This is a genomic window from Trichormus variabilis 0441 (assembly GCF_009856605.1).
In the GTDB taxonomy this organism is placed as follows: domain Bacteria; phylum Cyanobacteriota; class Cyanobacteriia; order Cyanobacteriales; family Nostocaceae; genus Trichormus; species Trichormus variabilis.
In genome coordinates this window covers 4,215,489-4,234,857 of sequence record NZ_CP047242.1, presented here as the reverse complement: position 1 = coordinate 4,234,857, position 19,369 = coordinate 4,215,489, and the positions used below count along the sequence as shown (strand labels likewise).

General features: G+C 42.0%; 23 protein-coding genes. 12 read left to right on the top strand and 11 right to left on the bottom strand.

Annotation, left to right across the window (positions count from 1 at the left end):
- Positions 1-87 precede the first annotated feature (87 nt).
- The gene (locus tag GSQ19_RS17255; protein WP_011319164.1) at positions 88-1,326 is read left to right on the top strand and encodes a molybdopterin molybdotransferase MoeA; all 1,239 of its coding nucleotides are present in this window, start codon (positions 88-90) and stop codon (positions 1,324-1,326) included.
- A 60-nt stretch (positions 1,327-1,386) separates the two neighbouring features.
- Here the strand turns inward: GSQ19_RS17255 and GSQ19_RS17250 are convergent, their stop codons facing one another.
- Positions 1,387-1,689, bottom strand: coding sequence for a TMEM165/GDT1 family protein (locus GSQ19_RS17250; RefSeq protein WP_011319163.1), 303 nt, complete (start codon positions 1,687-1,689; stop codon positions 1,387-1,389).
- Between the two features lie 20 nt (positions 1,690-1,709).
- A complete protein-coding gene (locus GSQ19_RS17245; protein WP_011319162.1) occupies positions 1,710-2,126 on the bottom strand; it encodes a TMEM165/GDT1 family protein in 417 nt (138 codons plus the stop codon).
- A gap of 152 nt (positions 2,127-2,278) precedes the next feature.
- On the opposite strand from GSQ19_RS17245, the gene GSQ19_RS17240 reads away from it, so the two are divergent.
- From GSQ19_RS17240 to GSQ19_RS17220, 5 genes are all read left to right on the top strand, one after another.
- Complete coding sequence (locus GSQ19_RS17240) at positions 2,279-2,452, top strand: YlcI/YnfO family protein (RefSeq protein ID WP_153228383.1); 174 nt, start codon at positions 2,279-2,281, stop codon at positions 2,450-2,452.
- A 40-nt stretch (positions 2,453-2,492) separates the two neighbouring features.
- Entirely contained in the window at positions 2,493-2,699 is a 207-nt protein-coding gene (locus tag GSQ19_RS17235; RefSeq protein ID WP_041456209.1) for a hypothetical protein, read from the top strand.
- A 168-nt stretch (positions 2,700-2,867) separates the two neighbouring features.
- Positions 2,868-3,371, top strand: a complete 504-nt coding sequence (locus tag GSQ19_RS17230; protein WP_011319160.1) for a pentapeptide repeat-containing protein — start codon at positions 2,868-2,870, stop codon at positions 3,369-3,371.
- A gap of 318 nt (positions 3,372-3,689) precedes the next feature.
- On the top strand, positions 3,690-4,019 hold the full coding sequence (locus tag GSQ19_RS17225) for a hypothetical protein (RefSeq protein ID WP_011319159.1): 330 nt from the start codon (positions 3,690-3,692) through the stop codon (positions 4,017-4,019).
- Between the two features lie 185 nt (positions 4,020-4,204).
- Positions 4,205-4,456 carry a hypothetical protein gene (locus GSQ19_RS17220; protein ID WP_224311907.1) on the top strand — a complete coding sequence of 84 codons (252 nt, stop codon included), beginning with the start codon at positions 4,205-4,207 and terminating at the stop codon, positions 4,454-4,456.
- Positions 4,457-4,492: 36 nt separating this feature from the next.
- Here GSQ19_RS17220 and GSQ19_RS17215 read toward each other — a convergent pair whose 3' ends face one another.
- Positions 4,493-4,843 (bottom strand): YkgJ family cysteine cluster protein, encoded by a 351-nt coding sequence (locus GSQ19_RS17215; RefSeq protein WP_011319157.1) that lies wholly within the window; start codon positions 4,841-4,843, stop codon positions 4,493-4,495.
- A 126-nt stretch (positions 4,844-4,969) separates the two neighbouring features.
- On the opposite strand from GSQ19_RS17215, the gene psb30 reads away from it, so the two are divergent.
- Positions 4,970-5,092, top strand: a complete 123-nt coding sequence (psb30, locus tag GSQ19_RS17210; RefSeq protein WP_010999254.1) for a photosystem II reaction center protein Ycf12/Psb30 — start codon at positions 4,970-4,972, stop codon at positions 5,090-5,092.
- A gap of 35 nt (positions 5,093-5,127) precedes the next feature.
- Here the strand turns inward: psb30 and GSQ19_RS17205 are convergent, their stop codons facing one another.
- A complete protein-coding gene (locus GSQ19_RS17205; protein ID WP_011319156.1) occupies positions 5,128-7,320 on the bottom strand; it encodes a single-stranded-DNA-specific exonuclease RecJ in 2,193 nt (730 codons plus the stop codon).
- Between the two features lie 608 nt (positions 7,321-7,928).
- Between GSQ19_RS17205 and GSQ19_RS30455 the strand changes: the two genes are divergently transcribed.
- The 4 genes from GSQ19_RS30455 to GSQ19_RS17190 all read left to right on the top strand — a co-directional run bounded on the left by GSQ19_RS30455 (position 7,929) and on the right by GSQ19_RS17190 (position 9,913).
- Positions 7,929-8,078: a transposase family protein gene (locus tag GSQ19_RS30455; protein WP_242035413.1), complete on the top strand. Its 150-nt coding sequence runs from the start codon at positions 7,929-7,931 to the stop codon at positions 8,076-8,078.
- 50 nt (positions 8,079-8,128) lie between these two features.
- The gene (locus GSQ19_RS30450) at positions 8,129-8,497 is read left to right on the top strand and encodes a transposase family protein (protein ID WP_011319155.1); all 369 of its coding nucleotides are present in this window, start codon (positions 8,129-8,131) and stop codon (positions 8,495-8,497) included.
- A gap of 358 nt (positions 8,498-8,855) precedes the next feature.
- The gene (locus tag GSQ19_RS17195) at positions 8,856-9,167 is read left to right on the top strand and encodes a helix-turn-helix domain-containing protein (protein ID WP_011319154.1); all 312 of its coding nucleotides are present in this window, start codon (positions 8,856-8,858) and stop codon (positions 9,165-9,167) included.
- A 125-nt stretch (positions 9,168-9,292) separates the two neighbouring features.
- The gene (locus GSQ19_RS17190; protein ID WP_011319153.1) at positions 9,293-9,913 is read left to right on the top strand and encodes a transposase; all 621 of its coding nucleotides are present in this window, start codon (positions 9,293-9,295) and stop codon (positions 9,911-9,913) included.
- Between the two features lie 111 nt (positions 9,914-10,024).
- Here the strand turns inward: GSQ19_RS17190 and rdgB are convergent, their stop codons facing one another.
- The 6 genes from rdgB to GSQ19_RS17160 all read right to left on the bottom strand — a co-directional run bounded on the left by rdgB (position 10,025) and on the right by GSQ19_RS17160 (position 16,293).
- Positions 10,025-10,615 (bottom strand): RdgB/HAM1 family non-canonical purine NTP pyrophosphatase, encoded by a 591-nt coding sequence (gene rdgB / locus GSQ19_RS17185; RefSeq protein ID WP_011319152.1) that lies wholly within the window; start codon positions 10,613-10,615, stop codon positions 10,025-10,027.
- 90 nt (positions 10,616-10,705) lie between these two features.
- The gene (locus GSQ19_RS17180) at positions 10,706-12,142 is read right to left on the bottom strand and encodes a phosphoglucomutase/phosphomannomutase family protein (protein ID WP_011319151.1); all 1,437 of its coding nucleotides are present in this window, start codon (positions 12,140-12,142) and stop codon (positions 10,706-10,708) included.
- A 212-nt stretch (positions 12,143-12,354) separates the two neighbouring features.
- Complete coding sequence (fcmC, locus tag GSQ19_RS17175) at positions 12,355-12,843, bottom strand: filament morphology membrane protein FcmC (protein ID WP_011319150.1); 489 nt, start codon at positions 12,841-12,843, stop codon at positions 12,355-12,357.
- A gap of 5 nt (positions 12,844-12,848) precedes the next feature.
- Positions 12,849-14,000 carry a filament morphology actin-like protein FcmB gene (gene fcmB, locus GSQ19_RS17170; RefSeq protein ID WP_011319149.1) on the bottom strand — a complete coding sequence of 384 codons (1,152 nt, stop codon included), beginning with the start codon at positions 13,998-14,000 and terminating at the stop codon, positions 12,849-12,851.
- Positions 14,001-14,222: 222 nt separating this feature from the next.
- Positions 14,223-14,840: a DedA family protein gene (locus GSQ19_RS17165; RefSeq protein WP_011319148.1), complete on the bottom strand. Its 618-nt coding sequence runs from the start codon at positions 14,838-14,840 to the stop codon at positions 14,223-14,225.
- 376 nt (positions 14,841-15,216) lie between these two features.
- Positions 15,217-16,293: a Gfo/Idh/MocA family protein gene (locus GSQ19_RS17160; protein WP_041456208.1), complete on the bottom strand. Its 1,077-nt coding sequence runs from the start codon at positions 16,291-16,293 to the stop codon at positions 15,217-15,219.
- Between the two features lie 720 nt (positions 16,294-17,013).
- On the opposite strand from GSQ19_RS17160, the gene queC reads away from it, so the two are divergent.
- Positions 17,014-17,697, top strand: a complete 684-nt coding sequence (queC, locus tag GSQ19_RS17155) for a 7-cyano-7-deazaguanine synthase QueC (protein ID WP_011319146.1) — start codon at positions 17,014-17,016, stop codon at positions 17,695-17,697.
- 200 nt (positions 17,698-17,897) lie between these two features.
- Here queC and GSQ19_RS17150 read toward each other — a convergent pair whose 3' ends face one another.
- The gene (locus GSQ19_RS17150; RefSeq protein ID WP_228119680.1) at positions 17,898-19,241 is read right to left on the bottom strand and encodes a hemolysin family protein; all 1,344 of its coding nucleotides are present in this window, start codon (positions 19,239-19,241) and stop codon (positions 17,898-17,900) included.
- Positions 19,242-19,369: the final 128 nt, after the last annotated feature.

The following is a 19,369-nucleotide window of genomic DNA, read 5'->3' as shown; positions in this document are numbered from 1 at the left end:
CGATTTATCGCGTCTTCACCCCATGATATGTTGCAATCATTAATTGAATTGGTATAAGTTAAGAAAAACCCCACACCCCTACACCCCATGCCATCAGTCAGGGATGCAGCAGATATTATTTTCAATCTAGTACCAACCCTAGATAGTCAACAAGACACAGAAATTGTCAATTTATGGGCAGCAAATGGGCGCATTTTGGCAACGCCTGTAAATAGCCCCCTAGATTTTCCTCATTGGGACAATTCAGCGATGGATGGCTACGCGGTACGTTATGAAGATGTACAAAACTCAAATGCCGAACAGCCAGTTAGCCTAGAAGTTGTTGCAGAAATTCCCGCAGGCTATCAACCCAAATTCACCCTAAAACCAGGACAAGCCGCCCGAATCTTTACTGGCGCAGTTATGCCTAGTGGCGGGGATACTGTAGTTATGCAAGAGAAGACACGCCCAGAGAATAACCGCGTGTTTATCCTCACAACACCAAAACCAAGAGAATTCGTCAGACTCAAAGCAGCTTATCACCAAGCCGGGACACAATTATTACCAACCAATATTCAATTAAATGCAGCCGAAATTGCTATATTAGCGGCTTCTCAATGCCCACAGATAAAAGTTTACCGCCGTCCTCGTGTAGCAATTTTTTCCACTGGGGATGAATTAGTTACCTCTGACAAGCCTTTACAACCAGGACAAATTGTCGATTCCAATCAGTATGCCCTAGCAGCTTTAGTCAAGCAAAGTGGTGCAGAACCTATATTATTCGGCATTGTCAAAGACAACCCAACAGCCCTGGAAGAAACCATCACCAAAGCCATAGCTAACGCCGATATAGTCATTTCCTCCGGCGGCGTTTCCGTAGGTGATTATGACTACGTTGAGAAAATTCTAGCTTCCTTAGGCGCTAAAATTCACATCCGTTCTGTGGAAATGCGCCCAGGTAAACCCCTCACCGTCGCCACCTTTCCCACACCTCCAGCCCCCATCTACTTCGGTTTACCAGGAAACCCGGCGGCTGTTATGGTAACATTTTGGCGATTTGTCCAACCAGTAATTCGGAAGTTAGGGGGATTAACTCAAGGTTGGGAACCGATTTTTGTAAAAGTGCGATCGCATGATGAGTTACGCTCAGACGGTAAGCGTGAAACTTATATTTGGGGAAGTCTGCACCTAATTGATGGATTATACGAGTTTCACAAAGCTGGCGGCAGTCATAGTTCTGGTAATTTGATGAATCTAGCTCAAACTAACGCCATAGCTGTTTTAACAGTAGGTGAAACATTCATTGCATCAGAGGAAGATGTATTAGTTTTACAACTACCAATTTAACTTCGCAAACAAACTGTATAGCCTAAATTACCAGTTACCAAAATCCCTTGATCGTAAAAACTATAGTGTCTGTTCAGAATCTGATGTTTCTTCATTATTAAAAAACAACAGTCGGGCAGCGAGAATGGCGAATCCTACAGCCGCGATCGCTTTTAATATTCTTGTAGGTAATAATTCTGACACTGCGCCGCCTGCTAACGCGCCTAATAAACTAGTTAACAGGAGTGCGCTAGCAGTGCCGAAAAACACAGCCTTTACAGACTGACCACGACCAGAAAGAGCGATCGCTGCTAGTTGGCTTTTGTCACCTAATTCTGACAACAAAACCGTAATAAAACTGAGTCCTAAAAGATGCCAATCCATAATATTTAGAAGTTTTTATATTATCCGTGAAAGATATCCCAAAACAAAGTGAGGGAGATAAATAGCAGCATGATTCCGGCTGATTTATCCAAGGTTTTAGGGCTGAAGCGTTTAGAAACCCAACTACCCAGGAGGACACCTAACAAACTTGTGGTAATTAATGCTGCTCCCGAACCGAGAAATACTACCCAAGGTGAATGAGACTCTGCACTCATCAATAGAGTCGATAACTGGGTTTTATCGCCAATTTCTGCCAGAAAAATAGTCACAAAGGTAGTAGCAAATACAGCCAAAGCTGGTTCCTGCTTTTTAGGACTATCCTCAACTGGCTCAATAATTGCAGTAGCCAGATGGGACTGAGTACTTTCTTCTATTTCTGGCTGGCTGATAGTCGGATTTACGCCGGCAAGGGTGACAGGTGCAGAGTCGATTTTCACAGGCAGTAGATTTATTACTAGATGTTTTTCATATTTTTCTCATTTTCTCAGATCGTTGTAATAAATTGCAACCGTACCGAAAAAAATGCAGCTTTTTCGTGAGATGGAGTAGTTATGATAGGTGATACCATTATTTGGTTACAATAAACTGTATGGAACGTGAAGCTTTAACCATCCGCTTTCCTACTGAACTACTTACCAAAGCCAGAAAACTGAAGGGAAGCAACGAATCTTTTAATGACTTAGTTGTTGAGGCGTTGGAATCTGAAGTCAGGCGTAGAAGAGGATGGGCTGCACATCAGTTTCAAAGGGCTACCACCAACTAGAACCACGTTTATAGTAGCTGATGACCCGAATAACCTACCTATGGCATTTCTCAAGAGTTTCAATAGGGTGGTCGTAGCATTCAATAATGATGAGCAGGGGAATAAAACAGCTAGTGCAGTATTGGAACTGTTGCCACAGGGTCAAAGGCTCAAAACCCATAATCCTGATTGGAGTCAGGAACTAGAAGCTCATCTGTTGAATGAGCAACAAAACAAAAGACAGCAGGAGCGTGGTTTTAGTTTGTGAGCCACGCTCAGTAGACCGAACTTGTTGCCGCGATTGCATGAGTCGCAACGAGTTCTTTTTTCTTGGAAAGAAGACGCTGTAAATTCTTTGGGTATATTAATGCTTAATTGCTGTGTCAACAAAACAGTAAAGATAGTGTTTTAAATTTAGGAATGATTGAATTAGTTTATGGCAGATAGAAGAGAAAGACTTAACAGCGAAAAATTGCTCAAAAGATACGCAGCTGGAGAAAGAAATTTTTCGGGAATTATATTTAGCTCCTCGACGCTGGATGGAGAAGATTTGCGCTCTATTGATTTGAGTGAAGCTGATTTGATTAGAGTTGATTTGAGTGGCACCAACCTGAGCAATGCTGATTTGAGTGGAGCTAGGCTACTCTGTGCTAACCTGACTGCTGCTAATCTTGAAGGTGCTAATTTGTCTGGGGCTGACCTAAGTGGTGCAGATTGTATAGGGACTAACTTCAGAGATGCCAACCTTAACGAAACTATTTTGAGTGGTACTGATTTTACTGCGGCTGACTTGTGTGGAGTAGAAATGGATGATGCTATTGTGATTGCAGCCGACTTCAGGGCTGCCCAAAATTTCAGTAGTCCCGGCCAAGGTTCTTTGGTCTGTAAAACCTTTTGGGCAGATGGGGACTTCTTCAAAGGCCCCGACTGGTATGAATAGTTTATTTGTTAATTGAATACGGTATTGCACCCAGATGCCAATTAAATATTAAAGTGTCATTTATATAGATTTAAAACTATGCGTTGCTGTGAAAATATAGCTAATTTTCTATTTGATTAGCTGCAAGTAAGAAACTGAGTTAAGAAAAATTTGATTATTTTCCTATAAAACTTTATTTATAAGGCTTCTAAGAGCCAATGCGGCGCAACTTCCCTACGATGTCGTAGCTCAAGGAGTGCGATCGCGTTTGTTGATTATGTTGTTCAGCACATTAAAATCTTTTTTACTAAATTTAAAGTTTAATAAGCTTCAAATATTGTGACCAAAGAAGAGTTTTACTGGAGTAAACACATTGTTGCTATTGAATGGTGGCTGTATGAGTGTGATTTACCAAATAAATTAACTTGGGCAAGGCTTCGGGTGTTTGATGATGCTACGGCTGACTCTTGCTTTGAGGAGGGAGGTAAATTGTACGGTTTTGAAAATCGGGATTTTGCGGCGTACATTCTCAGCGAGGACGAATATGTAAGCTTTCAAGGAATGGATGTAGAGGATGAGCAAGAATACGGGATAAAACTAGCAGAAATTTACACTCCTGCTTGGCTAGACAATCCTGATCAATTATTTGAATACTTTGGAAGCTACTAAGTGAACACAATTTACAACGGATTTGGCTTGACTTAAACCTGAGAATGTTTTGCTTAGTTCATCAATATGAGTAGGGTTGTTAACCCAGTGAACCGTTTGGAAGGTTTATCTGTTTCCACAGCAATCTTTAATGCTTCTGGCTGCCCAACTGCGATAAATGTTTTTGGGGATTAAAAGTTAGGAAAGTGCAGCAGGAACTTGGTTTAGAAGAAATACCCCAAAGGGTTGATATGATGCCACTCCACTATCAACACTTGGCAATTGAAGCCCTAGATCAAGGTTTGATTACTGAAGGGCGTTTTGCTGATTTCCTATGTGTTGACCGCTTGGAAGCACGCCGCATCGCCGAAGCATTACGGGAATATTCAAGCGGAATGATGGAAGAAGCACCTGATTTTGACCTGCGTCAGATTCAGACTGGTGGGAAGCAGCTTTAAAATGATGCCTCAGATTAAAAATAGCTTCACATAACTTTAAATCCCCACGGCTTTGTCAAAACGCAGCATTTCTAGACTTCTGTCACCGTAAACCCCTTCAATTTGTTGGCGACAGCACTCTATGGCAAAATCATTTAGTTCTTCTGACTCAATACCATACATATCCTGAAATATGTCTGGCTCTACACGGCAGAAACGGGGACGTGTTGAATAGATGCGACATTCTCTTGTGGTATGGTCAAAGTTAATGCACCATCCGCCTTCGCCTACCATACTGAAGTAAAGTTCTAGTTCGTCTGGGGTGAGATAGTCTTCTATTTCCGGACGTTCTGCTGGGTCAAGATTGCAGCAGGCTCCACATTGTTTGACGCATTGCCAGTTTGCCATTTTATGTTTTTTCCTATACTTTTATTAAGTAAATTAAATATTACAGGCGATCGCCGGATATGATCTAATACGGGTTTTGCAACTGCAACTGAGTAATTTTAAGACAATTGGGAGGAATAGAGACAAATGTTTGACGCTTTAGCCAACATCAATTGGGAAGTTATTTTCCAACTAACCTCTGTTGCACTAATAATCATTGCTGGGCCTGCTGTGATTTTCGTGCTGGCATTCCGCAACGGCAACCTATAAGACTAATGAGTGCTGAGTGATGGTGAAATTTATACTCAGCACTCAGCACTCAGCATTGACAATGCTTGGATAGCAGCTTGAACAATAGAATCATATTGGGGTAAAGTTAAGTCGATTTCTAGGGCATCTTCACGACTAGTTCCTAGTAACCCAATTGTATTTCCCGGCTGCATAACTAGAACTTTGCCATCTGAGTTTTTAATTCTGAGTTCGGGAAGAGAATTATTTTGATAGACTCCGCAAGTATATTGACGTTGATTGTACTTGAAGGCGGTTCTTAAAGGTTTAGAAGAAGCTTGATAAAAAAGTTGTAACTGGTGGGACTGCGCCTCAAGTTGTTTCTGAGCCAGTCTTACACCTAATAATTCCAACTCCAGGCTGGTATTGCCATTAAAGTTATTTTCGCGCAATTTGTAAGCTATATCTAATCTTGGTGGTAAAGGGTAATAATCACGCCAACGCCAAGCGATCGCCTTAAACTGATATGGTTGACCTTCGATAGTTTGGCTGAGTGTGACTTTAATATGTCCTTTGCCGACTATTTGTTGTTCTACAACTTGAACATTGGGTGTCCAGAAAACCGGATCAGGGTTATCAATACCGCAAGGATGGAGAGAGTTTAGCTGTTGATACAGTTCTTGATGGATTTGATTGAAGTTAGCCTCAACATCAATTTGCAGTAAGGGCTTGAGGTGTTGGGGTTGCAAACATTGATTAGCAAACTCAGACAGACGCGATCGCAACTTCTGTAAATTAGTAGCGGGGAAAGAAAATCCGCCGGCGGCTTTGTGACCACCATATTTACCCAACAAGTCGTGACAATATTCTAAAGCCTCAAATACATTAAATTCCGGGATACTCCTAGCCGAACCGCGAATTAGTTCTTCATCTTCATAAGTACCAATAAAGACGGGAACACCGTAACGTTCCACTAAGCGGGAGGCGACAATACCAATTACACCATGATGCCAATTGGGTTGGATCACAACCAATACCCGGTCTTGTTGTAGAGATGTTGCATACAAATCTTCTACGTGGGCGATCGCTTGTTGTTCAATTTCTTCGCACATTTGCTGACGGCTAGTATTAGCCTGTTCGCACTGCATAGCGCGTTCTAACGCCAACCCCTCATCATCTGTTGTCAGTAATTCAATTACCGTCAAAGGGTCGCCAATCCTACCAACTGCATTGATACGCGGCCCTAAACGAAAGCCAATATCTTCTGGTTTGAGGGATTGGGGATTGGGGACTGGGGATTGGGGATTGGGGACACCATAAGTTAAATCCTTATTAGAGTCATTATTGATTAATTTTGAATTTTGTTCGCCCTTGGCGTTCCCGAAGGGTATTTTGAATTTTGAATTGATCGCTTGTACTCCTGCAACTTGGATTAATGCTTGGACTCCTGGTAATTGAGATTTAGGTAATAGCTTTAAACCACGTTTTACCCAACGACGATTGACACCACTTAAGGGAGCTAAATCGGCGATCGTTCCCAAGGTGAACAGTGCTAACATCGGCTGAATTAAGCCTTTGGTTTTGTCTAGCTTTTGTGCCAGAGATACTGCCAAAATATAAGCAACGCCAACACCAGCTACACCCCGATATGGTGAAGATTCAGCGATGAGTTTTGGGTTGAGGATTGCATCGGCTGGGGGTAGTTTTTGGGGAATGTCGTGATGGTCGGTGATAATGACATTGAGACCCAGTTCTTTGGCTCTAGCAATTGGTTCAAATGCAGAAATCCCATTATCAACAGTGAGGATTAACTTGACACCTTCACTATGAAATTCTTCTACAATCCGCTTATTGATACCATAACCTTCGTGCATCCGGCTGGGAATAGCATAATCTACTTGAGCGCCTAAACTGCGGAGACTACGCAAAAGTAAAGCGGTGCTAGTCATTCCATCTGCATCATAATCACCGCAAATTGCTATTTTACTTTGGGAAGCGATCGCCTCTTGTAATAACTCCACACTCATCGCCAAATCTGGAAATTCTGTTAATGGCGAAGGTAAATTTAAGGATTCAGGTTCTAAAAATGCTTGTGCTTGTTCTGGTGTTTCAATACCACGATTAATCAGCAATTGACAAACAATAGGCGAAAGATTTGCCGCATCTGCCAGTTTTTGGGCTAAATCTGTTTTTTGTAGGTGAATTTGCCAACGCTGATTAGGTAAGCGCCTGCGAGGTTTTGATAGTTCCGTAGGAGGTCGGTCTAGCATTTAGCTATTACAATTTGAGAGGCTTGGTAATGGGTAATGGGTAATCGGTAATAGTTGAAACCTACCTAGCCCACCAAAACCCATGATACGGTGGGCAACGCCCAACCTACAGATACTTGGTAATTGGTTATCGGCAACAGTGAAAACCAATTACCTATTAGCTAAGGTGATACGCACCTAAATCAAATATTCTTGCGTCAGGGCTGTCCATAGTCAAGAGTCCAGAGTCAAAGGCTAGCTTGGACTCTGGACTGTGGACTTTTGACAACCTGAGTGAGAAATATACAATTTAAATGCGTAACAGCTTATTAGACATCTCCAAAATAGTATATTTTGTGGTGGAAGAACATCATAATCAGTTTTTTTGACATAAGAAGATGAGTGAGATACTGAACTACATTGAAGAAAATCCCAAAGAAACAAAGAGGTTAAGAGGACTGGAATATGAACAGTTACAACAACTCATGGAAAATGCTCTAAGGCTGTAAAATAAAAAGCAAGCAGCGTTAGAAGCAAAAAAAGTTAGGCTGATTGCTGGAGGAGGAGGTCGAAAACCTAAATTATCTGTGAAAGAGCAAATAATTTTAACTTTGGTATATCTCAGGCATATGACGACATTTCAACTGCTAGGTGTCCAGTTTGGAGTCAGTGAATCTACTGCCAATGATACGTTTAACTATTGGTTGCCTAATTTACGAGAATTGCTGCTATCCAGTTTACTTGAACAAGTAAAAAAAACGCTGCCGACTATGAAATAGTCAAAGAAGTTCTCACGGAATATGAACTAATAGTAGATAGTTACGAACGAGTGAGAGAGAGACCTGGAGATAATAAAGAACAAGAAAAATATTACTCAGGTAAGCGGAGTAATCATACATTTAAAAGTCAAATGATTATCTTGCCAGAAGGTAAAGACATTGTAGATGTTGTAGCCGGAGAACCAGGTCCAAAAAGCGATATAACTTTATTCCGAAAATATCGGGATAACTTTGACTCTAAACAAAGATTTAAAGGAGATAAAGCTTATATCGGAGAAGATGTCATTAATGTTCCCATCAAAAAAAGCAAGAATCAAAAACTAACGCCAGAACAAAAAGCACAAAACAAAGCTTTTTCAGCTAAACGAATTTTTGTAGAACACCGCATTAGAACAGTCAAAATATTTCGAGTTGTATAAGAACGATTTCGGTTAAATCCGCAAAAGTATGAGTCCGTAATTTTGACTATCTGTGGACTAGTAAGATTCCGAATTGGTGCGCTGATATTACCAACACAAATATCAGCGATACCACCCAACTAGAATCAACGCACATCACTCAAGATTTTGGCTCAATTATCAACACTTAACATCTCAAAGCTTTATTCTATCGTACATTTCTCTAATTTCTCATCAGTGTATTTCTATCTTGTATGCCATTTATATCAAGGCTCTGATCATTTTCGGAGATGTCTATTACCTATTACCAACAAAACCAACTAAGTAGCTAGACATGAAAAATTATAAGATAAAAATAGAACAGAGCAAATAACTGAAAATGCCGACAGCACTAAGAATAAAGCTGACAACAGAAGAAAACAAAACCTTGCAGGAGTTAAGCCTTGCAGATAATGTACCTCGAAGAGTCAAAATGAGAGCTATCGCATTAAGACTGAATGCAGATGGTTTAACAGTGCCAATGATTGCTGGTCACTTAAATATTCATGAGCATACAGTGAGAGCAACATTACGTAGATGGGAAAACCTGGGATTAGGTGGATTGTGGGAAGCACCCGGACGTGGAGGAAAGCGGAAGTGGAGTTTAGAAGATATAAATGCGGTTGAACAATGGCGCTTACGAAGAACGTAGCTATACAAGTCGTCAACTACAAGAACGTCTGGTAGCTGAACGTGGAATCTCGCTCAGTAGTAGACAAGTGGGCCGAATTCTAAAAAAAAGATTATGCCTGGAAACGGTTAAGGCATAAACCACCGATGCCAAAATCAACATCATTCCAAGATGGCAAACGTGCTGATTGGTTGATGTTATGCCAGTGGGCTAGTAATGGATTAATTTGTTTAAAATATCTTGATGAATCTGGGTTTGAACGAACAAGTTCGCTCAATTATTCTTATTCCAAACGTGGCGAACAAAAATCAATTAATCAACCCCGTAGAAGAGGCAGAATAATTAGTGTTCTTGGTTTTTGGGAACCGCAGCGCTCGTTTGAATATGGTGCTGTAGTCGGTGGTTTCAATAGCGAACGTTACTTGCAACTGCTTGAATGGCAGGCACATTTAGCTCAACAGCGTCTTCAACAAACGGGTCAGATAACTGTCATTATTCAGGATGGAGCATCATTTCATCGTAGCAAAAAAGTTCAACAACACTGGCAACGTTGGCAACAACAAGGGTTGTACATTTTTTTCTTGCCACCATACTCACCTCAAATGAACCGTATTGAAGATGAGTGGTTGCACCTCAAACGCGATGAGCTTTCTTCACAAATTTTTGATGATGAATATGAATTAGCACTCGCTCTCATTCATGCTATTGAAAATCGGGCTAACAAAGCTAATTACTCCGTTAAGCGTTTTATATTTAATCATGTCTAGCTACTTAATGGTGCAGCAAGGCTCAAGCTGAGCGTTAGATTTATAAGTAACCACAAACATTTTCTATTCGACTATTTTAGGCTTACCATCCCATTATGGTAAGTCTATATTTTATTCAGAACTTGAACTCAGCACTGTTGCCATTTTAGGGAGTAAAGCCGCAAAAGCTTTTCCTCGATGGCTGACAGATTTCTTCAATTCTGGTGTCATCTCGGCAAAAGTTAACTGCTTTTCGGTAACATAAAAAATCGGATCATATCCGAAACCACCGCTACCACGGGGTGCATGGAGAATTTCGCCACGACAAATACCTTCTGCTTGCAGGGTGATCGCTCCATCAGGAGAGGCGATCGCCACGACACATACAAACTGCGCTTTTCGGTTAACTTCGCCATCTAATTCTTTTAGTAACCGAGAAATTCTCTCTGAATCGGTTTTGCCATAACGGGCAGAATATACCCCAGGAACGCCATTGAGGGCATCGACTTGTAAACCAGAGTCATCAGCGATCGCCCAGTTTCCTGTAGCTTTAGCAACCTCAGAGGCTTTGAGACAAGCATTGGCAGCAAAGGTATCACCTGTCTCTTCAACGTCTAATTCTGGCGGCTTCAGAGTTAATTTCCAGTCGGTATTTGCCAGATAAGCCTGCATTTCCCGCAACTTACCTGAGTTACTTGTAGCTACTACGAGGATTTTAGTCATTGGTCAATAGTCAACGGTCAGTGGTCAACAGTCAACAGTTAATAGAGCTTTTGGACTATGGACTATTAACTATTGACTATTAGCTAAATCTTACTCTGCCCAGTGTTTTGCCCAAGCAAGAGTTTGATGGACTTGTTCTAGGGTAGAGGCTTCGCAGTAAAGGCGTAATACTGGTTCTGTCCCACTAAAGCGAATCATTAACCAGCTATTATCTGCCAGGCGGAATTTATAGCCGTCGGTGGTGTTGCAGTCAATTACTGCTTTACCTGCAATTTCAGTTAAGGGCTGGCTTTGTAGTTGTTGTAAAAGACGCGCTCTAACATCCATACTAGCCAAGGGTAAATCGATGCGATCGTAAGCAGAGGAAAAACCTGTTTGCTCTTGCAATTGACGGTAATAATCACCTAAATCTAACCCAGATTCAACGATCGCCTCTAAGACATACAATGCTGATAATAAAGCGTCCCGTTCTGGTATGTGGCTACCGTAACCAATTCCCCCCGATTCTTCACCACCTAACAGCACTGGCGCAGCTAACATTCTGTCAGCAATGTATTTATAACCAACAGCTGTTTCAAATATTGCCAAGTTATGTAGGGCGGCTACTTTGGGAATTAAATCAGAACCACTGACAGTTTTGACAATTTCCCCTGTAAAGTTGCGTCTTTGAGTCAAGTGATCAATGAGGATGGGGATTAAAATTTGGGAACTTAAAAAGTTAGCGTTTCCATCTACGGCGGCGATGCGATCGCAGTCACCATCAAACACTAACCCTACAGATAAACTTGATGGATTTGTTTCTCGGTGCTTGCGGATAGTCTCAAATAACAGGGAAAGGTATTTGGGTAAGGGTTCCGGCGCACCACCACCAAATAAAGGATCGCGATCGCTATTTATTTCCTGTACCCGTTCGCCCAATAATCGCCCCAAGCCTGTTGCTGCTGCGCCGTGCATTACATCAGCAAACACCGTCAGTTCACCAGAGGCGATCGCTTTGCGAATTTTAGCAATATCAACTTTGCCTTCTAAACCCTGAGTATAACTAGGCCAAGGGTCAAATGTTTCTAACTTGCCAGGAGTGGCGGCGGGTGGTACTCCTGTTGATAATAATGCTTCTATATCTTTTGTGACTTCTGGCGATACCGAACCACCAAAATAACCTTTAACTTTTAATCCTAAATAAGCCCCTGGATTATGACTAGCTGTAATAACTAGCGCCCCCAAAGCATTGAGTTGTTTTGCCGCCCAACTAAACGCAGGGGTTGGTGCATAGCCTTCACTGAGCAAAACGTCAAATCCCACGGATGTGACAGCATCGGCGACAGCACGGGCAAAATCTTCTGCCATAAATCGGCGATCGTAACCGACGATAATAGTCCGGCTACCCACCGTCGAGTAATAAGTATCATATAATACTTTTGCGGCAACTGGCGCAACCAAAGCTAGGCGTTCAAAGGTGAACTCATCACCAATCACACCCCGCCAGCCGTCTGTACCAAATTTGATAGAGCTAGCTATAACTGGCATTAGATTATCCTCTGTCTACACCTGAGGATTCTAGCATTTGTACAGTCACCCAAGTAACAAAAGAGGCAGACCATATGGGTCAGAATGCAGTATGTACAGACATTGCAGTGCAACGTTTCTAAATCTGATAATAAATATTAATAATCCTTAATAGAATACTATTAAGGACTGATAGCCGTAGTTTATAAATGGCTGACAATTATGGTTTTCTGTTAAAAATCATCTAGATATTGACTTAAGCGACTGATAACCGGGTCAACTTCTTCTGTTGACTCAACAGCATAATTAGGAGGGTTTACTACATCTGCTGCTGGTGCTGATTGGGGTGGAGAGTAAACCACAGGTCGCTCTGTCACCATAATTGCGAGATGCGCCAGTTGTTGCGTCAACTGCAAAATCTGGCGCTCAAGCGATTCCAATCGATTAGATTCCTTGGCAAAAAAACGTTCCTCAAGGTCAGCTAGTTGACGTTGCAGTTCATCGATTTTTTGTTCAACCGGCTCTGTGGTAGTTGTTCTGAGAGCTGGTTTTACAGATTCCGGTACGCATAGAGCTTGCCACAAAGCTTCTTTGCAGAGGTCGCTAAAGGTCTTCTCCGGTTGTTTTTCTAGATAGTTTTCTACAACCGCCAACAAGCTTTCATCAGCGACCTCTGGGTTGAACGTAACCGATTTAACTACTTTTTTTGACCATTGGAACATTCGTTTTAAGCCCTAGCAGCACGATTGGAGGATAATTGGGCCTCTCCATAAATATACTGCCCCAAGGCGTTCGCTTGTCTAGAAGGAGCAGCTAAGTGGGCGCTAATCTGAGCATCCTTAAGTAGACGTTGTACATCTTCCCAGAAGAATTCCCCACCACCACCTGTGATAATCACATCGGTGACACGTTCTGGCAACCAAGCCAACACACGACTGCAAATTTCTCTAGAGAATTGCTCTATCAAGTTGGGCAGAGAATCATCTAGGTTGGTTGGTTTACTAGCACCTTTAGGACGATAAAAGCGTTCGCCTTTGGGTTTGTTAACAGCAGAGATTAAGGCTAAAGACTGACTATCTGCACCATCAATTTCGGCAGCTACTAGTTCATAGAACTTGTTCATGCCAAAATCTTCACTCTTAGAAGCACCGCGTGCAAAGCGGAAATTATCGACCATCAATAAATCAATAGTTTGATGCCCAATATCAACAATTGCTGTGGAGATTTTTGTAAAATCGGGACTAGCACCACCTTTTTTAGGTTGAGCTTCCGACCAGAGAAGACTACCATAGCCTTCTGGCATGACCCAAACTTTGGTGATATTCAAAGATACAGATTCACCTCGAAAGTTGAGAACATGAGGCCCGGTGACTTGGCTAGTTAACTGTGCTTTTTCCCGTTCAAATTGTTCCAACGAGAGAAAAGGTAGACCAAGTACAACAGAAATTTCATCTTTGAGTTTGAAGTAGCCAGCACTAGCCAGTACCTTAATTAGTGCATCTTCTACTTTAGATTGACCTACTCCCAAATTAGCCCCAAAGTCTGCTGCTAATTGACCAACGGCATAGCCTTTGCCTTGATATTCCAACCACAAATCCATTAACGGGTCGGTAGCACGGGCTTCAAAAACGCCCCCGCGTACTTGTTCTATTGACATTTGCTTGACGTTGGCGGGTACGAACACAACGTTATTGGGTTCGCGGCTGACACAGGTTTTTGTGGAAGTTCTGCCTAAGTCAACACTGAGAATTGATTTGCTCGAACCATTATTGGGCTTGTTGTTGGCTGGAGCTGCATTGATTGGGGTAGATGCTGACACTCTGTTTAAAGGGATGGCAGCAGCATTCATTGGGGTAGCGGCGGAAGGTTGGTCTGTCATAAAATTCCTCGTGCTTACTTACCTGTAAAAAGTTATCATGCCCGTCGTACAAACATGGGGGATACCAGAATTTCCGAGTTTCGTCAAGTGTAGCTATAAATACGCCAAATTTTAAAATTTTAGTAAAATTTAGGCGATCGCTTTCTTCAGCATTATTTGGCATAGTGTAGGCGAATTTTTACCAGATGTAACCCCCAGTTGTAAACAAAAAAGAACTTTGCTTCAAATTCTGGTGTTTCTACGCTTACGTTTGAGTACCCAGACTACAAACACCAGAACTAAAGCCCCTAGTACAATTTTGGATACAGGGGCAAGGTACTTATCCACAAGTTCATACTGACTACCTAAAAGATATCCTGAGTATGTTAACAAACCAACCCAAGCAGCGCTACCTAAAGTTGTATAAAATAGAAAAGGTAGCAAAGGCATATTGCTAATGCCTGCTGGTACGGAAATTAAAGTCCGAACTCCCGGAATTAAGCGACCAATAAAAACCGCCTTGTTACCTTGAGAGTCAAACCAGCGCTTTGCTTTGGTTATATCTTGGCTAGATACACTAATCCACTTGCCATATTTATCTGCTAAATATCGTAAACGCTGTTCACCCAAAAACTTCCCTGGATAATACCAGATAAGTGCGCCAATTGTAGAACCTAAAAGTCCAGCAATAAATACACCTACAATGTTCAGCTTTGAACCTGGCAAGTTGGCTGTGTAACCTGCTAGTGGCATGATTAATTCTGAAGGAATTGGCGGAAACAGATTCTCCACAAACATTAAAAGACCAATTCCCCAATAACCTAGAGATTCAATAATATTTTTTATCCAGTCGGATGACATTTTTTGGGACTGTTGTAATATTTTCGTTGCTAAGTCTAACTCTAGTTTTAGTAAAACTTAATAATTTTCGCTTCCTGAGGCAACAAATAAGGGTTTGGGGAGTGAGAGCGTACTAACAGGTGTAGGCTTTTCCCCATGCTTAAGAACCGCTAACAGTTACCTGGTCAATATGTAGGATTATCGACTTGTGATTCCTGCCATGATTTTTGCTCAAGGGTTATAACCATGAGTCGAGCATTCTAGCAGTTTGGGAATTGAAGTTTTAATTTTTTTAGCCGCGTCAACAGCATGATTCTATAGTTTAGGCTTATATGCACTTAAAAAGCAGAGGGGGAAAGACTTAGACTAAGTATTTGCCTCTGCTCTCTTGCCTCATCTATACGCTTTGAGTCAGTGATTGTACTCTTGATTCTGATTGCCAGTCTAACGGGTTCCATACCCTTTCTTCTAGAGCCATTTGCTCAATTAAACTTGCTAATCTGAGAGCTTTAAGGGCTTGTTCACCACCCACAGAAGGTTGATTCCCACCGTGTACACAGTTGACAAAATGCTCAAGTTCTGCGCTCAAAGGTTGAATGTTAGTAGTATAAACTTTCTCGATTAAACCATCTTGCCTGTAATGGCGATGGTCATTGACCGGGCTAGCAGAAGTTTGACGGTGTATCAAAATTTCGTTTTTGAGAAAATCTGCTTCAGTGAAAGAGTTTTTACAATGGGCAACTATGCGACGGATTTTTCGGTGAGTTACTTTGCTGGCAGTTAGAGTTGCCACAATCCCATTAGCAAACCCTAGAGTTGCAGTCACATAATCCAAATAACCAGAGTCTAAGGCGCGGGTTCCACTGGCAGTTAATTTTGTTACTGGTGAGGCAGCTAATTCTAGCAGTAAATCAATGTCATGGATCATTAAATCCAGTACCACTGAAACATCATTGGCGCGGTCTGAGTAAGGACTCATACGGTGAGCTTCTAGTGCGAGAACTTCTTCAGTTTTCATCACTTTGCTCAGTTCTCTAAAAGCTGGGTTGAAGCGCTCAATATGCCCAACTTGGAGGATACATTGAGACTCGGCGGCAGCATTGACAAGGGATTCTGCTTCAGAAATACTAGCAGCGATCGGCTTTTCAATTAAAACGTGAATTCCCGCTAACAAACAGTTGATGCCTACAGCGTAGTGTAAGCGAGTGGGAACGGCTATGCACACGGCTTCTACATGAGGAAGCAGGTCACAGTAATCTTCAAAAAACCGCACCTTGTATTTACTAGCGGTTTCTAGGCCTCGTTCGACGTTGATGTCGGAAACACCGACCAGTTCAACATCTTTCATTGAACTGAGTACACGGGTGTGATGTTGTCCCATGTTACCTACGCCGATTACGCCTACGCGAATCGGTCGTGGCTGGTTACGCTGTGTATGTGAATTTGGTTCTGCCACTGACATGCTATTTTGCACTATTGTTCTCTCCTCAACCACCAAACTTAGAGACGCTATGGCCGTTGGCTTTTATACTAAACAGCCAGTACAGCCAGTTATGATCCGTCTAAAACCATCCAGATGGTAACATAGAGGCCTTGTTTATGAAGAATTTCAAAGTTTGTAATCAGTTCCCGTAATCTAGCTATCTTTTGTCGAGATATTTCTAGACTGCTGGCTTGTGTGTGTTTTTCAAAACGGGACTTATGTATTTTTATTTACGCATAATCACTCATGTATACTCTAAGTAGTTATCTTCTCAATCTTTTGTAGGTAATCAAGTAGCTAGATGAGTAATCAATAATTTTATTGTTAGTAAAATCACTAATTAATATAAATAATACACGGAGATGAACAAATAAAAAAAATATTTATGGAAAATTATCTGAACAAATTGACTCAGATAATTCTTGCATAATAATTGTCATTATTTACAGATTTATTCTTCTATTTTTATCGAGACAGAGAAATGGAGAGAGGGCTTACGCAAGCGTCATAATCAAACTAACTGTAGGGTGACCAGACCCAATAAGTTCGTACAAATTCAGGAATTTTCTACATCTGATGCACCCTACTATTGTGCCAGTTGCGTAAGTCCTGGGAGAGTGAGGAGTTAAGACAAGATTAGCTAGCGATTTTGGGTTGGTGAACTACTAGCATGGTGATCGAGTAATTAACTATCCAAAATTTGGAACTTAAATGAAAGCTGTCATTTTATTATCTGGGGGATTAGACTCTTCCACAATTTTGTACCAAGCAAAAGCCGATGGTTGTGAATGTTATTCTATTTCTTTTGATTATCAGCAGCGACATCGACGAGAACTGCACTCAGCTTTTTTGGTGGCGCAGACCGCAGGAATAGTACAACATCAAGTTGTCAATTTTGACCTACGCCTTTGGGGTGGTTCAGCATTAACCGATGACAAGATCGATTTACCGCAAGAACGCTCTGTAGATGCAATGTCACAAAATATTCCTGTTACCTACGTACCAGCACGAAATACAATTTTTTTAAGTTTTGCTTTGGCTTATGCTGAGGCGATCGCCGCAGAAAGAGTTTACATTGGAGTCAATGCGCTAGATTATTCAGGATATCCTGACTGTCGTCCTGATTATATCGAGGCGATGCAGGAAGTTTTCCGCCTGGGAACCAAACAAGGGCGGGAGGGTCAACCCATCAATATTGTTGCTCCCCTGATTAATTTGAAAAAAACCGCAATCATTCAACTAGGCAACCAATTAGGCGTTCCCTGGAACTTAACTTGGTCATGTTATAACGGTGGTGATGTTGCCTGCGGTGTCTGTGATTCTTGCCGCTTACGCCTAGCAGCTTTTGCAGAATTAGGTTTAGAAGATCCGCTTCCTTACTTGAAAGGGGTATAGGGGTATAAGGATATAGGGGTATAAGGGTATAAGGGTATAAGGGTATAAGGGTGTAGGGAATGGCTGTGAAACCTGTTTTATCGGGACTAGCTTATGTAGCTGTTGCCAGTAGTGTTAGGACATCAATAGATGATACAACCTAGACACAACAAGACTTTTCACCCAGTCCCCAGTCCCCAGCTAAGAAAAGTCCCTGATCCCTAACCCAAGCGTCGCAGTTGAATCTGATGCAGCCTCGGCCCGTCAACGGAGACTATTGTAAATTCGATGTTGTCGTAGCAGAAGATTTCGCCTTTTATGGGCATTTTTTGCAATTGATAAAGCAAGAAGCCAGCTAGGGTCTGATATTGTTTTGTTAAGGGTAAATTCAGGTGTAGGACTTCGTTTAGGTCTTCTAAGTTGACCTGGGCTTGCACTAAAAATGTCTCCTGGTCTAACATCTGAATCAGCAAGTCTTCGCTGCTTGAGGTTTCACCAGCATTGCCAATAATTTCCGCAATGACATCTTGAATTGTTACTAGACCCACAGTACCGCCAAACTCGTCCACTACTATGACCATTGCTGGCTTTTCTTGCTGCATCATAGGTAATAGTTCACTGAGGGGGGTATGTTCGGGTACAAATCGCGCTGGACGCATCCAAGGTTGAATTTGTGTTTCTAGAGATAACTTGCCGACTGCTAGGGGGTTGGCTAAATCTCTAAAATAGACAATCCCGCGAATATCATCTAAGGATTCGCCAATCACGGGGTAACGCGAGTGTCCGGTAGCTGTCATCTGTTGGAGTAGGCTTTGGAAGTTAGCATCTTTGGATAGGGCGATAATGCCATTGCGGGGAATCATCACATCTTGTGCTGTGACATCACCAAACTCAAAGATGTTATTCAGCAGTTCTCTTTCTGCCGTTTGTAAACCAGTTGATTCTCTTTCTGTAGAGATGATTAACTGTAATTCTTCTGGTGTTACCGGTGGTCGCCAGCTTTGCCCTGTATATTCAACGCCAAATAGCCGCAGTAGGTAACTGGTGGATTGGTTGAGAATCCAGATAAAGGGGCGGAAAAAACGCACGATCGCTTTTACTGCGGGTCCCAAAAAACGTGCTAGCTGTTCTGAGTACAGCATAGCGACTGATTTGGGACACAGTTCACCTAAAACAATTTGTAGATAGGCAATCAAGAAAAAGGCGATGGGAATTGACAGAGAATGAGCGACAAAATTATTCACATTGGCGGGTAACGGCCAGGATTTGATCCACCAACGCATAACTACAGCAATCGAACTTTCACCAATCCAACCCACGGCTAAACTAGAGAGGGTGATGCCCAATTGGGTTGTTGATAATACTCGATCAATGTTGCGCTGGAGTGACTCCACGGCGATCGCCTGAATATCCCCAGATTGAACTAACTGATGAATGCGCGATCGCCTCACAGTAACTATGGAAAACTCTGCTGTGACAAAAAAAGCATTAATCACAATCAGCAGCAGTACTGATAGCAACCGCAGCCCCACATCTGTCAAGTTCAAATTAGAAAATTCATTCACCGCCAAAGTTTTTGCAAAATTTATGATGCTGGGGGTTGGCTATCGGGGATTGGGTACTGGGGACTGGGGATTGGGGACTGGGGATTGGGGACTGGGGATGGAATTTATCCCCTGCTTCCTAGTCCCTA